Annotated in this window: 12 protein-coding genes; 2 read left to right on the top strand and 10 right to left on the bottom strand. The window is 73.6% G+C overall.

The genetic code is table 11. The features are described from left to right. Nucleotides 1-19: 19 nt before the first annotated feature. The 4 genes from C1701_RS01520 to fabG are packed head-to-tail and all read right to left on the bottom strand — an operon-like array spanning nt 20 to nt 2,650. On the bottom strand, nt 20-1,084 hold the full coding sequence (locus C1701_RS01520; RefSeq protein ID WP_016699777.1) for an aminomethyltransferase family protein: 1,065 nt from the start codon (nt 1,082-1,084) through the stop codon (nt 20-22). Nucleotides 1,085-1,087: 3 nt separating this feature from the next. Further along, entirely contained in the window at nt 1,088-1,564 is a 477-nt protein-coding gene (gene fabZ, locus C1701_RS01525; protein ID WP_016699778.1) for a 3-hydroxyacyl-ACP dehydratase FabZ, read from the bottom strand. Next, nucleotides 1,561-1,869: an acyl carrier protein gene (locus C1701_RS01530; RefSeq protein ID WP_016699779.1), complete on the bottom strand. Its 309-nt coding sequence runs from the start codon at nt 1,867-1,869 to the stop codon at nt 1,561-1,563. Before C1701_RS01530 ends, fabZ begins: the two co-directional genes overlap by 4 nt. Nucleotides 1,870-1,900: 31 nt before the next feature. Next, the gene (fabG, locus tag C1701_RS01535) at nt 1,901-2,650 is read right to left on the bottom strand and encodes a 3-oxoacyl-ACP reductase FabG (protein ID WP_039787671.1); all 750 of its coding nucleotides are present in this window, start codon (nt 2,648-2,650) and stop codon (nt 1,901-1,903) included. Between the two features lie 324 nt (nt 2,651-2,974). Between fabG and C1701_RS01540 the strand changes: the two genes are divergently transcribed. Continuing rightward, nucleotides 2,975-4,606, top strand: a complete 1,632-nt coding sequence (locus C1701_RS01540) for an FAD-dependent monooxygenase (RefSeq protein ID WP_103055382.1) — start codon at nt 2,975-2,977, stop codon at nt 4,604-4,606. A gap of 233 nt (nt 4,607-4,839) precedes the next feature. On the opposite strand, the gene C1701_RS01545 is transcribed toward C1701_RS01540, so the two are convergent. Both C1701_RS01545 and C1701_RS01550 read right to left on the bottom strand, forming a co-directional pair. Continuing rightward, nucleotides 4,840-6,441: an AfsR/SARP family transcriptional regulator gene (locus C1701_RS01545; RefSeq protein WP_103055383.1), complete on the bottom strand. Its 1,602-nt coding sequence runs from the start codon at nt 6,439-6,441 to the stop codon at nt 4,840-4,842. Next, nucleotides 6,441-7,634 carry a macrolide family glycosyltransferase gene (locus tag C1701_RS01550; RefSeq protein WP_103055384.1) on the bottom strand — a complete coding sequence of 398 codons (1,194 nt, stop codon included), beginning with the start codon at nt 7,632-7,634 and terminating at the stop codon, nt 6,441-6,443. Before C1701_RS01550 ends, C1701_RS01545 begins: the two co-directional genes overlap by 1 nt. Nucleotides 7,635-8,069: 435 nt before the next feature. On the opposite strand from C1701_RS01550, the gene C1701_RS01555 reads away from it, so the two are divergent. After that, nucleotides 8,070-9,179, top strand: a complete 1,110-nt coding sequence (locus tag C1701_RS01555; RefSeq protein WP_026066171.1) for a DegT/DnrJ/EryC1/StrS family aminotransferase — start codon at nt 8,070-8,072, stop codon at nt 9,177-9,179. A 16-nt stretch (nt 9,180-9,195) separates the two neighbouring features. Here C1701_RS01555 and C1701_RS01560 read toward each other — a convergent pair whose 3' ends face one another. The 4 genes from C1701_RS01560 to C1701_RS01575 form a co-directional block, all read right to left on the bottom strand. Next, nucleotides 9,196-10,644 carry an NDP-hexose 2,3-dehydratase family protein gene (locus tag C1701_RS01560; RefSeq protein ID WP_103055385.1) on the bottom strand — a complete coding sequence of 483 codons (1,449 nt, stop codon included), beginning with the start codon at nt 10,642-10,644 and terminating at the stop codon, nt 9,196-9,198. Nucleotides 10,645-10,696: 52 nt separating this feature from the next. Then, nucleotides 10,697-11,311 carry a dTDP-4-dehydrorhamnose 3,5-epimerase family protein gene (locus tag C1701_RS01565; protein WP_016699786.1) on the bottom strand — a complete coding sequence of 205 codons (615 nt, stop codon included), beginning with the start codon at nt 11,309-11,311 and terminating at the stop codon, nt 10,697-10,699. Nucleotides 11,312-12,331: 1,020 nt separating this feature from the next. Continuing rightward, complete coding sequence (locus C1701_RS01570; RefSeq protein WP_103055386.1) at nt 12,332-12,811, bottom strand: hypothetical protein; 480 nt, start codon at nt 12,809-12,811, stop codon at nt 12,332-12,334. 11 nt (nt 12,812-12,822) lie between these two features. Continuing rightward, nucleotides 12,823-13,989: a hypothetical protein gene (locus tag C1701_RS01575; RefSeq protein ID WP_103055387.1), complete on the bottom strand. Its 1,167-nt coding sequence runs from the start codon at nt 13,987-13,989 to the stop codon at nt 12,823-12,825. Between the last annotated feature and the right edge of the window lie 198 nt (nt 13,990-14,187).

Here is a 14,187-nt window from a genome sequence, read left to right on the forward strand (position 1 = left end):
TCCTCGGGCGAACCCGCGATCAGACGATCGGGATGCTCCAGCTCTTGGGGGTGACGTAGGGGCTGGTCAACGTGGTGACCTCCTCGTCGCCGACGGTCAGGCGCAGCCCGGCGGCGGCGAACTCCCCCTCGACCCTGGCCAGGCCGAGCGTGGCCCCCAGACCGACGCTGCGGACGGCGTGGACGACGACCCCGATGTCCTCTCCGGCGGCCAACACGCGGGTGCCGGGTTCCGGGACGGCGTCACCGCCCCGGAACCCGACGGTGCGCACCGGGTTGTCCCGGGCGAACGCGGCGAGCACGGCGTCGCGGCCGACGAACGCGTCCTTGGTGATGTCGACCAGCCAGTTCGCGCCGAGTTCGACGACGGTGGCGTCCTCGGCCGCCTCCAGGCGGAACACCGGCTGCCGGACCTCCAACATGGCCTGTTCCAGCACCTCCTGGCCGGCCGGCACGGCCTGTTCGGCGGCCTGCTTCCACAGCCGCTCGGCCGCCTCGCGGGGCACGATGACCTTGTAGCCGTACTCGCCGGTGACGCCGGTGCGGCCGAAGATGACGTCGACCCCGTCCCACTGGGTGTCCACCACGGACTCCAGGGGGAGCGCGGCGAGCTCGCCGTCGATGAGGCGGCCCACGACGCCCCACGAGTAGGGGCCCTCCAGCCCGAGGAGGGTCAGCTCGGCACTGCGGTCGGTGAGCACGACGCCCTCGGTGTTCTGCTCGGTCAGGTGGGCCAGCAGGGTCGCCCCGCCGCCGGTGGAGCTCTCCAGCAGCACCCCGTTCTCCCGGCCCCACACCACGACCTGGTCGACGACGTGGCCGGCCTCGTCGAGGACGAGGCTGGTCATGCAGCGTTCCGCTGTCAGGTACTCGACGTCGCGGGCCAGCACCCGCTGGAGGAAGTCGGTGGCGGCGGCGCCGGTGACCTCGATGAGCCGGGACCCGCCGAGGTCGAGCAGGGCGGCGCGTTCGCGCAGGGCCTCGTACTCGGTCTCGGGGGTGGAGAACCGCAGCGGCACGGTGGCCTCGCCGACGACGCCGTGAACGGTCCCCTCGGGATGCGCGGTGGTGAGCGCGGATTCCATTTCTCAGGCCTTTCTCAACGGGTTGCCCGCCGCCGGGTCGGTGATGGTGATCACGCCCTCGGCGGCGATCTGGTCGTCGACGCGTGCGGTCACGCGGTACTCGCCGATGCCCCTGGCGCCGGCGGTGCGTTCCGCGGTGAGCACGAGCCGGTCGCCCGGGACGATCCGCCGGCGGAAGCGCATCGACCGGACACCGGTCAGGTAGCTGATCTCGCTGGCGCCGGCCAGGGCGAACACCACCCCGGACAGCTGCGCCAGCGCCTCGATGACCACGACGCCCGGCAGGACCGCCTCGGTCGGGAAGTGCCCCTGGAACCAGAGCTCGGTGGCGGTGACGTTCTTCACCGCCGTGCCCCGCACGCCGGGTTCGACGGAGTCGACCCGGTCGAGCATCAGCATCGGCCACCGGTGCGGGATGAGGTCGCGGATCTGGTCGTTGCTCAGCGGCGCGGTGACCGCCGGCCGGTCGACGGTGGTCACGCGTTGCTCGTGGGGTCGGCCCCGGCCAGTTCGGGGCGCACCGAGTTCGCCAGTCGGGAGACCGACCCGAACACGGCCATGTCGCTGTCGTAGAGGGCGACGCCGAACTCGGCCTCGATGGCCACGTACAGCTCCAGCACGTCGAGGCTGTCCAGTTCGAGGCCCCGGCCGAACAGCGGCTGGTCGTCGGTGATCCAGGCCGGTTCGATCGGCAGGTCGAGCCGCGACACGATCATCTTCTTGATGGCCTCGCAGGTGCGCTGGCGTTCGGCGGCGGTGGCCCGCAGCTCCTCGATGGTGGTCATGTGTTCTCCTCGCGGCGGTTCTGGTCAGCGGTCAGCCGAGGCCGCCGCCGTCGGCGACGAGCACGGCGCCGGTGACGTAGGACGCGTTCTCCGAGGCCAGGAAGGTGACCAGGCGGGCGATCTCCTCCGGTCGCCCCATCCGGCCGAGCCGGATCCTGTCCTCGTACTTCTTGCGGGTCGGCGGGGGCAGCACCTTGGTCATGTCGGTGGCGACGAAGCCGGGGGCGACGCAGTTGGCACGGATGTTGTGCGGGGCGGCCTCGTAGGCCAGGGCCTTGGTGAAGGCGATGATGGCGCCCTTGGAGGCCACGTAGTTGGTCTGGCCGGGGAAGCCGCCGTCGAGTCCGCTGGAGGAGGAGACGGCCACGATCGCCCCGGCCCTGCGGTGCTGCATGATGCGCATCGCCTCCCGGCAGGCCAGGAAGGTGCCGGTCATGTTGACGCCCATCGGCTCCTGGAACTGGTCCAGGCTCATCGCGACCAGGTGCCGGTCCCGGGTGACGCCGGCGTTGGTGACGAGCACGTCGAGCCGTTGGTGGTCGGAGCGGACCCGGGCGAACAGCGCACGGACCGACGCCTCGTCGGTGACGTCGGCCTGGACGGCGGTGGCGCTGCCGCCGCCCTCCTCGATCTCGGCGACGACGGCCTCCGCGTCCTGCTGCGAGCGGGCGTAGTTGACCAGGACGTGGGCGCCCTCCCTGGCGAGGTCGACGGACACCGCGCGACCGATGCCGCGCGAGCCACCGGTCACCAGCGCCACTGTGCCTTCGGGGAAGAGCATCCTCGTCTCCAACGATCTCGGACGGACGGACGACGGGAACGGCGGTGGACGCGCCACCGCCCGGGTCCGGTGGTGACCGGGAGCCGCCGTCGTGGTGGGTGGTCGGCGGGCCGTCGCCGCGGTGGGCCGCGGGGACGGCGTCAGGACGACGTCCCCGCCGTGCCGGCGGGTCCGCCGCGCCGCCGTGGTGCGGCCGGTCCCGACCGCTCACGCCCACCCGTCGTCCTCGTTCGGTCCACAAGCTACGGCGCGGCGTTATCAGCGCCGTATCACGGCGATTTCCCCGCGTTGACCGGACCGGACCGATGGGCGAGTGTGGCCGGCATGCAGGACATCGAGGTCGAGGTGCTGATCGTCGGCGGAGGGCCCGTGGGGCTGGCCGCGTCGGTGGAGCTGTCGCGGCACGGCGTGCGGTCGCTGCTGGTCGAACGGCACGAGGGGACCTCGATCTTCCCGAAGGCCCGGCTGCTGTCCACCAGGACGATGGAGCTGGTGCGCGCCTGGGGTGTCGAGGACGAGGTGGAGCGGGTGGGCCTGCCCCGGGCGGACAGCCTCGCGCTCGGGATCGGGAGTTCGCTGACGGCGCCGGACTTCCGGCGGGAGGCGGTGCCGCTGGGCGAGGACGTCCCGCAGAGCCCGACCTACACCTACCTGTGCGCGCAGGACCGGTTCGAGGTGGTGCTGCGGCGGCTGGCCGAGTCCCAGCCGGGTGGTGCGGTGCGCTTCGCCACGACGATGACCGGGTTCGAGGACGCCGGCTCCGGGATCACGGCGGTGATCGAGTCCGAGGAGGGGCGGCGGCGGGTCACCGCCCGCTACCTCGTCGCCGCCGACGGGGCCCGCAGTGGCGTCCGCGAGTCGCTGGGCATCGGGGTGGACGGCCCTCCCCCGTTGTCGCACATGGTCAGCATCATGTTCGACGCCGACCTCGGGGACGTCCTCGGGGACCGGATCAGCGGGCTGTTCTTCGTGCGGGGGGAGGTGGCCTGTGCGGTGGAGGCCGTCGACAACCAGCGGCGGTGGATGATCCAGGCGGGTTACGACCCGAGCCTGCCGGAGGACGCCGACGACTTCACCAGCGCCGAGGACTTCACCGAGGAGGTGTCGCTGGCGGTGGTGCGGGCGGCGGTGGGGGTCCCGGACCTGCCCGTGGAGCTCGTGGGGATCATGCCCTGGACGCAGCAGGCCGTGGTAGCCCGCGAGTTCCGCCGGGGCCGGGTGTTCCTGGTGGGGGACGCGGCGCACGTGGCGACCCCGCAGGGCGGGTTCGGGATGAACTGCGGCCTGCAGGACGTGGGGAACCTGTGCTGGAAGCTCGCGGCGGTGCTGCGGGGCCAGGCGGGCCCTGGCCTGTTAAACACCTACGAGGTGGAGCGGCGGCCGGTGGCGGAGTGGACGGTCGGCGAGAGCCTGGCCAACGCGTTGATCACCGCGCGGATGATGGAGGGCGAGCTGTCGGTGCGGGAGGCCGGTGACCAGCAGGCCGACCGTCGCCGGTCGGAGGGGCTGGTCCTGGGCTACCGGTACGAGTCGGCGGCCGTGGTGCCCGACGGCAGCCCGCTGGTGGAGCCGGAGGACCCGTACCGCACCTACCTACCGACGGCCCGACCCGGTCATCGGGCCCCGCACGTGTGGTTGGACGGCCCGGACGGTCGGGTGTCCACCCTGGACGTGCTGGGACGGGGGTTCACCCTGTTGACGCCCGAGGGCAGCGGGTGGGCCGATGTGGCCAGGGCGGCGGTGACGACGACCGGGGTACCGCTCACCGTGGTGGAGGTGGGCGTCGACGGCGCGGCGGTGTTCTCCAGCCCCGGGTGGGCCGAGGCGTACGGGGTGGGGCCGGCCGGGGCGGTGCTGGTCCGGCCCGACGGGCACGTCGCCTGGCGCCGGGCGGCGGGGGGCCCTGACCACGACCTGCTGGTCGAGGTGGTGGCTTCGGTGCTGGCCACGGGGTGACCCCGGTCGGCCGGCCTGGTCCCGGTCCCACCTCTCGGAGTCCGCCGGCGGGCGGGGCGTGGGCCGTCCCCGCGAGCCGCCCGGGACGGGGACGGGGACGACGTCCTCCGCGATGTCCCGAACCGCCAGCGGCACCGGCTTCCCGGATCCCGGGGGCGCGTGCGGCTCCCCCCTCCACCGCGCCGTCCCCGCCCGGTGTCGAATGGTGCCGCGTGCCGGCGGCCACGTCCTCCTCAGGCGCAGGTGGGAGCCGTCTCCCGCTCCTCCCGGTCGAGGCGGAACCCGCGCACGTCCGGGGGAAGGGCGGTCATCCTCGACGCCGACAGCGTCGCCGCCAGGTCCCCGAGGGTGCGGTAGGGCTGGGAGGACAGGCGGGCCGCGGCCATCCGCAGGGGGAGCGGCAGCCCGTTGGAAATCACCGCGATCCGCGCGACGGCCTGCGGTTCGGCCGCCACCGGGGCGCTACCCACCAGGGCGACGAGCAGCTCGCGGAGCTCGTCGTCGGCCAACGGCCGGACGAACTGCCGGTGGGCGCCCTGCAACGCCACCAGCTCGTCGAGCGGGTCACGGCTGGTGACCAGTACCCGGCAGGCGGCGCCGCCGGGGAGCAACGGCAGCACCTGGCTGGCGTCGCCGGCGTCGTCGAGGACGACGAGCAGCCGGCGGCGGGCGGTGGCGCTGCGGAAGAGCGCGACCTTCTCGGTGGGGTCGGCGGGTACCGCGCGCGTCGGGACCCCGAGTCCCCGCAGGAACCGGTCCAGGACGGTGGAGGGGTCCACCGGCTCGCCGGGCGCCGAGCCGCGGAGGTCGGCGAACAGCTGCCCGTCGGGGAAGGACCCGATGCGCTGGTGCGCCCACCGCAGGGCCAGCGCGGTCTTCCCGACCCCACCTCGACCGGTCAACACAAAGGTGGTGGCCCCGGCCTGCTCCGGTGGAGGTTCCGCCGAGGTGGGGGGGCGCACCATCAGGTCCAGCGCCAGGACCTGTTCGGTGCGGCCGGCGAAGGGCAGCGGCTGCGGCGGTAGCTGGGAGGGCACCTCCACCCCGGGCTGGCGGGGTGGAGACGGGTCGGCGGGGGTCAGCAGTCCGGGGGCGTCGCGCAGCATCCGCTCGTGCAGCCGGCGCAGCTCCGGCCCCGGTTCCAGTCCCAGCTGCTCCACCAGCTGGCGGCGGGTGTCCTGGTAGACCCGCAGCGCCTCCGCACGACGCCCCGCCCGGTACAGGGCCGTCATCAGCTGGCCGGTGGTGCGCTCCCGCAGGGGGTGTTCGGCGGCGATGGCGGTGAGGTCCCCGATCACCTCGTGGTGGTTGCCCAGGTCGAGTTCCAGGTCGACCCGTGCCTCGGTGGTCTCCAGCCAGGCCGCGGCCAGCCGGTCGGCCTCGCACCGCATGCCGGGGGTGCCGTCGAACGGGGTGCCCCGGAACAGGGCGAGGGCGTCCCGCAGCCGTTGCAGGGCCCCGCCCTTGTCTACTCCGGACAGCCGCCGGGCGGTGGTGACGAGGTCGGTGAACCGCAGCCAGTCCACCGACGACCGGTCCACGCGCAGCTGGTACCCAGGGCTGGCGGTGACGATGAGCCGGTTCTCCTCGTCGCCGGCGCGGTCGTCGAGGGCACGGCGCAGCCGGGAGACGCAGATCGCGATCTGGCCGCGGGCGCTACGCGGCGGTGCCCCCGCCCAGACGGCGTCGATCAGCCGGTCGACGCTGACGACGCGGTTGGCGTCCAGGGCGAGCATGGACAGCACGACGCGGTCCCGGGCCCCGGGCACGCGGACGGGACGACCGCCACGGAGCACCCGCAGCGGCCCCATGATCCGGAACTCGGGTGTGTCCATCACCGGCTCCGGGTCAGGTACTTCTCGAGTTCGCCGGCGGCGCGGGCGGTGCCGCCGGCCGCGTGGACGTGGCCGCGCATCCGCTCGGCGGCGGCCCGCACCGCGTCGTCCTCGATGACGGTGCGCACCGCCGCCACCAGCCGTTCCGCCGTGACCTCGGCGGGGTCCATCGTCACGCCCAGTCCGAGTTCGGCGATCCGGCGGGCGGTGACGGCGTCGATCGCGGAGGTGGGGATGACGACCATGGGCCGACCGGCGTGCAGGGCCTCCATCACCGTGCCCATCCCGCCGTGGGTGACGGCGGCCGAGGCGTGGGCCAGCACGGCCACGTGCGGCACCCACCGGTGGACCTCGACGTTGGATGGCAGTTCACCCAGCTCGGCCGGGTCGAGGCCGTCGGCCACGGTCATCACGGCGTGGAACGGGGCGCCGGTGAAGGCCCGCACGCAGGTGCGGAAGAAGTCGGGGTGTTCGTTGAACACCGCCCCGAAGGACACCAGGGCGACGGGCAGGCCGCTGCCCGGCGGTTCCCAACTGCCGAGGAACCCCCGGTCGCCGACACAGGGGCCGACGAAGGCGAACCGCTCGTCGAAGCTGTCGCCCGCGTACTGGAACTCACGCGGGATGTTCACGAGGCTGAAGTCGGGGATCTCCCACCACAGTTCCTGCGGCGGTGCGTCGACGCCGTGCCGGGCGGCGAGCGCGGCGATGTTGGCGAGCATGTCGTGCACCCATCCGGGCAGTGCCCCCTCCGCGCCGTCGGGGTTGAACATGGCGTTGAGGTAGGAGAAGCTCTCGTTCGACGCGAACATCGGGATGAGCTGGGCTGCGGGCACTCCCCACTTGCGGGCGAGGATGCGGCCGGCGTGCAGGATGGAGGTGTCGTAGACGATCAGGTCGGGGCGGTCCTCGCCCAACTCGGCCTCGGCCGCGTCGAGCATCCTGGCACTCTCGTCGAGCAGCAGCGACAGCAGGTACCAGGGGTCGCGGGCGACGGAGTGGAAGTCGGCCTGCTTGTAACGGGAGTCGTAGCGGATGGTCGTCGCCCCGGCGTTGCTGGTGAGTTCGGCCATGCTCTCCGCGGTGAGGTAGCTGACGCGGTGCCCCCTGCCCGCCAGTTCCGCCACCACCGCCAGATTGGGAATCACGTGACCGTGGTCGGGGTGGCACAGGAAGAGAATGTGGTGCGGCATGACGTCGGCCCCGTTCCTCTCGAGTGCGGAAAACAGGTCTGGTCCGGCCGGTTCCGCGTTCCACCGCCGGGGTGCGCGTTTCCGTTTCCCGGTTGGATCGCGAATTTCCTCATGGTGTCTCCGGGCGGGTGCCAGGCACGCTAACCCGAGGTGGATCACGCTGCCCACCCCTACCGCGCCCCTAATGTCCGTCCGCCGGTGGTGCTCTTCCCTCCCGGGCTGCGGGGCGGGGTGTTCCCGCCCCGACCGGGACCGACGCCGCCAGCGGCCGCTGTCGGCACCTCGGGTTCCGGGGTGGCGTCACCAGGGTGTTCCCACCGGTCGTCGGTGGCCGGGACCGGCCGAGGCGTGCCTCCCGGCTGGGCCGGGGCTAGGGGTTGCCCGGCTCCCGAACGGCTGCCTAGCCTGGGCGGAATTGTTGGGGAAAGGGCGACGATGACCACTCGCGTGTGGGATTACCTACCGGAATACGACAACGAGAGGGAGGACATTCTCGACGCCGTCGAGACCGTGTTCCGTTCCGGGCAGCTCGTTCTCGGGAAGAGCGTGCTCGGATTCGAACGGGAGTTCGCCGCGTACCACGGTGTCGGGCACTGCGTCGGCCTGGACAACGGGACGAACGCCGTGAAGCTGGGGCTCCAGGCGCTGGGGGTCGGGCCGGGCGACGAGGTGATCACCGTGTCCAACACGGCCGCGCCCACCGTCGTGGCCATCGACGCCGTCGGCGCGACCCCCGTGTTCGTGGACGTGGACCCCGACACCTACCTGATGGACACCGACCAGGTCGCTGCCGCGATCACCGGCCGCACGCGGTGCCTGCTTCCGGTGCACCTGTACGGCCAGTGCGTCGACATGGCCCCCCTGGAGCGGCTGGCCGCCGAGCACGGCCTGCTGGTGTTGGAGGACTGCGCGCAGGCGCACGGCGCCCGCCACCACGGCCGGGTGGCGGGGTCGATGGGTGACGCGGCGGCGTTCTCGTTCTACCCGACGAAGGTGCTGGGCGCCTACGGGGACGGCGGGGCGACGATCACCCCCGGCGAGGAGGTGGCGCGTCGACTGCGCCGGCTGCGGTACTACGGCATGGAGGAGACCTACTACGTCGTCGAGACCCCCGGGCACAACAGCCGGCTCGACGAGGTGCAGGCCGAGATCCTGCGGCGCCGCCTGACGCGGCTGGACTCCTACGTGGCGGGTAGGAGGGCGGTGGCCGACCGCTACGCCGAGGCCCTCGCCGACACCGACCTGGTGCTGCCCCGGGTGGCCGAGGGCAACGACCACGTCTACTACGTGTACGTGGTGCGCCACCCCGCGCGCGACGAGATCCTGGCCGCGCTGCGCGAACACGACATCCAGCTGAACATCAGCTACCCGTGGCCGGTGCACACCATGACCGGGTTCGCGCACCTGGGCTACGGGACCGGTCAGCTCCCGGTGACCGAGCGGGTCGCCGAGGAGATCTTCTCGCTGCCGATGTACCCGTCGCTGCCGAGGGCGGTGCAGGACAGGGTGATCGAGGTGCTGCGGGACGTGCTGCGCCGGGTCTGACCGCGCCCCGGCCGTCTCAGCTGCGCTCGCCGCCGGTGCCTCCCGCGCCGGCGGCGAGGCTGTGCAGGCAGATCACCAGGCTGCGGGCCTGCACGTTGAGGTAGAAGCTGTGCCGCAGCAACTCCCCGAGCTGGCGCAGGGTCAGCCACCGGTAGTCGGGGAGGTCGACCTCGATGTCGGTCTCCACGACCAGGTACCGGTTGCGCGCGCCGTGGAACCGCCCGCCCTCCTCCGAGAGCACGGCGTCGAAGCGCATCCGCTCCGGCGGGGCGGTGAGGACCTCGTCGAGCAGGGGTGGGCGCGCCTGGGCGGGCAGGTGCTCGTAGTTGTCCGGCACGCACTGCACGGTGGGGGCGAGTTCGGTGACGTCGGTGTACCCGGGTTCGGTGCGGTTGTGGACGAGGACGTGGAGGACACCGTCGAACACGCGGGCCAGGAAGGCGACCACGCCGGTGCCCACGGGTTCGATCATTGGCTGGTCCCACCGGGCCACCTCGCGGCCCTCCGCGTGGACCCGGACGCCCACCACGTCGAAGAACAGGCCGGTGTCGTGGCTGATCCGGCCCTCGACGCGACGCCAGTCGCGGACGGCGCGCAGCGGGCGGCGTTCGGCTCGCAGCTCGGTCGCGGTCCGCAGCTCGGTGATCCAGCTGAGCACCTCGTCGAGGCCGTGCCGGCAGGGCTGGGCCGGATCGTAGGAGCGGACGAGGGCGGCCCGGAACGGGTCGGCCGTCCTGGGGGCGAGCACGGCGGCCAGCGCGCTCCCGGAGAACGGCAGGCAGGCCAGCACCGTCCTGGCGTCCATGTTCACCAGGTCGGGCACGGACAGCAGTGCGTGCAGCTGGCCCAACGTCAGCCAGCAGAAGCCGTCCTCAGCCTGGATGTCCTCGGTCGTCTCCACGATCATGTTGCGGTTCCGCTTGCGGTAGAACCAGGCGCCCTGTTCCGACTGCCGGGTGTCGGCCAGCACGCCGCGCGGGTCGGTGTCGCGGAAGTGCCGCAGGTAGGGGACGGGCCGCCCCTGGTGCACCCGGGTGTAGTTGCTCCTGGTGGCCTGGACCGTCGGGGAGAGCTGGAGCCCGTTGTGGTTGCCCGGCTCGTGTTTGGCCTGCATCAGGCAGTGCAGGACCCCGTCGATCTCCCGCACCAGGATGCCGAGGATCCCGACCTCTGGTTGGTTGATGATGGGTTGCGACCAGCGGGGGACCGGGCCGTCGGGAAGGTGGACGTCGAGGGCCTCGACGGTGAAGAACCCGCCGGTGTGGTGGCCGATGTTGCCGGTTGCCGGGTCCTCGTGCCAGTCGGTGAGGTCGTTGAGGGGAACCCGGTGGACCGCCATGGCGCGCCGGGTCGCGGTGGCGGCGAACCACCGGTGGAACTCGGCGAGGTGGGGGAACTGCCGGCCGGGTTCCAGGGCGGACCGGGCGACGCGCAGCTGACCGGCGGGATCGGACACGTTGGCCAACGGGAACTCCTCCGGGTAGGGCTGGCGGGGCTGTCCTGGGTGTCGTCCACGGTCAACGGGAGCGGGGGACGTGGAACCCGCGTTGGACCTCCAGGCACCGCTCGTAGGTGGGGAGCAGGCCGGCTGCCCGGGCGGCGGCGGCGGTCGGCGCGGCCTGGTCCCGCGCGGACCGCGTGAAGTCGAGGTCCGGGGGCAGGGGCAGGTCGAGCTCGGGGTCCATGGCGTCGAGGGCGAGCTCGTTGGCGGCCACGTACCGCTGGGACAGCAGGTAGGCGACGACCGTGTGGTCCTCCAGTGCGACGAAGGCGTGACCCACACCCGGCGGCAGGTACACGGCCCGGAAGCTTCCCGGGTCGAGTTCGACGGTGTCGCGGGCCCCGAAGGTGGGGGAACCCAGGCGCAGGTCGACGACGATGTCCAGGGCCCGGCCCCGGGGGCAGTGCACGTACTTGGCGGTTCCCGGCGGGGCGGGGGTGTAGTGCAATCCGCGCAGCACTCCTCGGTGGGACTCGCTGGCGCTGGCCTGGGCGACGGGGAACAGCGGGTGCCCGGTGGCGGCGACGAAGGCGTCCTCCTGGAACGGGGAGACGAACACGCCCCGCTGGTCCGGATAGGACCGGGGCGCGAACTCGAAGGCTCCGGTGACGGCGAGTTCACGGGTTCTCATCAGGCGCCTCGGCAGGGGGTCGGGTTCGGCGGACTCCGTCGGGGCGGCGGCGCGACGGGACCGGGACGTGTCCGCCGCACCGGCCGGCGACGCGCCAGCCCGGGATGCCGAGGGGCCGTCGCGACCGGCGCCCGGAGACGGGCACGCGACCGGGGTCGACCGCGGCCCGGCGTCCGGTGTGGCCGGTGGCGCGTGCTCGGACGGCGTGTGGAGCACAGCATGGTGGGCCGGTTGACGCCGGGTCAACGGCTTGGGCGGGGGAGCCGGAAGGTTAGGGGCTGCCCGGCTCGGGGTGGGGCGGCGAGGGCGCCCCCTGATCGGCGGGAGGCCCGGGATTTAGGGGGTGACAGAGCACCGGGCGGCGGGTAGTGGGCGGAGTCCCGGCCGCCCGAGGTCCACCACATCCCCCCGGGTTCGGCTGGCGCACCTCCTGGCGGGACCGCTTCGCGGCCCAGGTGTCCGGTCACCGGGTCGCGCGGACCGCGAGCCGCCGCACCTGGCGGCGGTGTCGGCGCACGCGTCCCCGTCCGGCAACCGCCACCGACCACCTCCGGGAAGTTGGGACGTGCCCGGCGCCGGCCTGCCGGCCGGCGCCGGGCACCTCGACGTCCGGTGCTTCGGCGGGACGGGGGGTCGTGTCTCCCGCATCGATCTCGACGTCGGCGGAACTCGGAGAGCACGCATTGGTCGGAGGGCTCGCGGGGCGCGTCGACGCGGCCACGCCGCCGGACCGGGGCCGCCGGGCGCGGTTCCACCCCGACCACGGTCGGTCCCCGGTCCGGGCGGGCCGGATCCACGAGGGGCGTGCTTCGCCGCACCGAGGAACTCGCACCGAGGCTGGCGAGGGACGACCGCGCGTGCGGGAGGCCGTGCGTCCCGTCCTGGTGCGGCGGCTTCCCGAGCCCGCCGCACCGGAGGCCCGGGGCGGGTGGCCCGTGCGGATGGGCGTACGAGCCTTGAGGAACACCGCCGCCGGACCGGGGCCGCCGTCCGGGTCGGCGGGGGTGGCGCGCGCAGCGGTCAGTCGCGGTGGGCGCCCTCGGGCCAGATGACCGTGACGGGGACCCCGCGTGCCCGCGCGGCCCGGACCACGTCGGCGGTGCCCCCGTGGCCCCGTGCCGGTTCGCCGTCCCACACGGCCACGAGTTCGTCGGCCTCCTCCACCATCCGCACACCCGCCCGCATGTGGGACTCCGACGTGGAACGCTGGTAGTCGAGCCGCACCACGTCGGTGGCCCTGGCGAGCAGGGCGTCGTAGACGGGGCGGTGTTCGGCGGGGAGGCTGTCCCGGTACTGGGCGGCCGGGACGACGACGACCAGCGACCCGCCGGCGTCGAGGACGGACCTGGCGAAGAGGGTGTCCGCGCCGTCGGCGACGCACGACATCCCCACCAGGGGCTCGTCGGCTCGCTCGGCGATGGTGCGCCGCAGTTCGGTGGCCACGAGTTCCTCGGTGTCCGGGCCGAGTCCTCGGTGCCCGGTGATGGCCAAGCAGGTCATCGGTCCTCCCGTCAGTCGGTCACGGTCAGCTCCTCGTTGAGGGCCGTGGCTCGGCCACGGCGGGGCTGGGCGGCGTGGAAGGCGCGGACCCGGACCAGGATGCGCTCGCTGTCGAGGTCCCGCCCGACGCGCATCGCCTCGGTGGCCAGCCGACCGCTCTCCTCCCAGCGGCCCGCGTCGGCGAGGACGCTGGCCTGGTCGAGCTGTGCCAGAGCACGGGGTTTGGGTGCGGTCAGGGCGGGGGCCGCCGCCGCGAGGGCGTCCATCGCCCCCCGGGCGTCCCCGAGGCGGGCCAGCGCGGTCGCCCGGTGGCGGGCCGCCTTGGCGTCGTCGAAGGCGAACACCCACGGCCACACCGGTTCCGCCCGACCGCTGCTGGCGTCGCGCTCGGCACGCCGCAGGGCCGCCGTGGTCGCCCTGCGGTCGCCCAGGGCCGCGTGGCCGACGGCGTGCAACGAGGACAGCCAGGACCGCGCGATCGTCGGGGACGACGCGCCGAGCTGGGTGGTGGCGCGGTCCAACAGGGCCACTCCGTCCCGGGGACGGCCGGTCTCCACCGTGTACTGGCCGAGGGATCCGACCATGTAGGCGACCAGGAGCGGGTTGTCCGCCCGTTCGGCGTGCCGCACCGCCCGCGCGTAGTGCCGTCGGGCGGTGCCGACGTCTCCCCGGTCGGCGGCGAGCCAGGCGCACAGGCCGGCGATCTCGGACAGGACGGTGTAGCCCTCGGGGGTGCGGCACCGGGTGCGGACGATCTCGTCGGCGAGGGTCAGGTGCGCCTCGGCGGCCGGGCCGAGGCTGGCCGAGGACACCGTCTGTTCCATGCGGCGGTAGTGGACGGTGGGGCCGGCGAGGGAGGCGAGCAGGTCCCGGGTGTTCCCCCCGGCGGCGACGACGCGGCGGGGAGACGCGGGTGCGGGTTCGTCCGCGTCGAGCGCGGGCGGGGCGGCGCGGGGAGGTGACCGCCGGGCCCTGGTCGGCCGCCGGAAGCCGAGTTCCCCGTCGGTGGCCGCCCCGAGGACGGCACGCAGCGCGGCGCGGTAGTGGGCGGCCGGCCACCGGATCACGCCCCGCTCCCACTTGCCGATGTGGTTGGCGTTGACCGGGGTGGTGTGCCGTCCCCCGCTGAGGCGGTTCACCTGGACGTTCACCGCGTCCGCGAGTTCCTGCCTCGTCATAGACTCGCCAGGCGACGAGGGTGACTGGGCACCTTCCCGCGCGGCGCGCAGGAGGGTGTTGTCCTCCGACACTGCTGGGCTCCTCCACTGGCCGTGCGCGGGAGTGTACCGAGTGTGCCGTGCGGGAGGGCAGGTGTTCGCGGTCGCCGTCCCCCGGCTGCCGGATCACCGGAGCAAGCCTCGGGGGGTCTCACGGGC

The organism is Actinoalloteichus sp. AHMU CJ021 (assembly GCF_002895405.1).
Lineage (GTDB): Bacteria > Actinomycetota > Actinomycetes > Mycobacteriales > Pseudonocardiaceae > Actinoalloteichus_B > Actinoalloteichus_B caeruleus.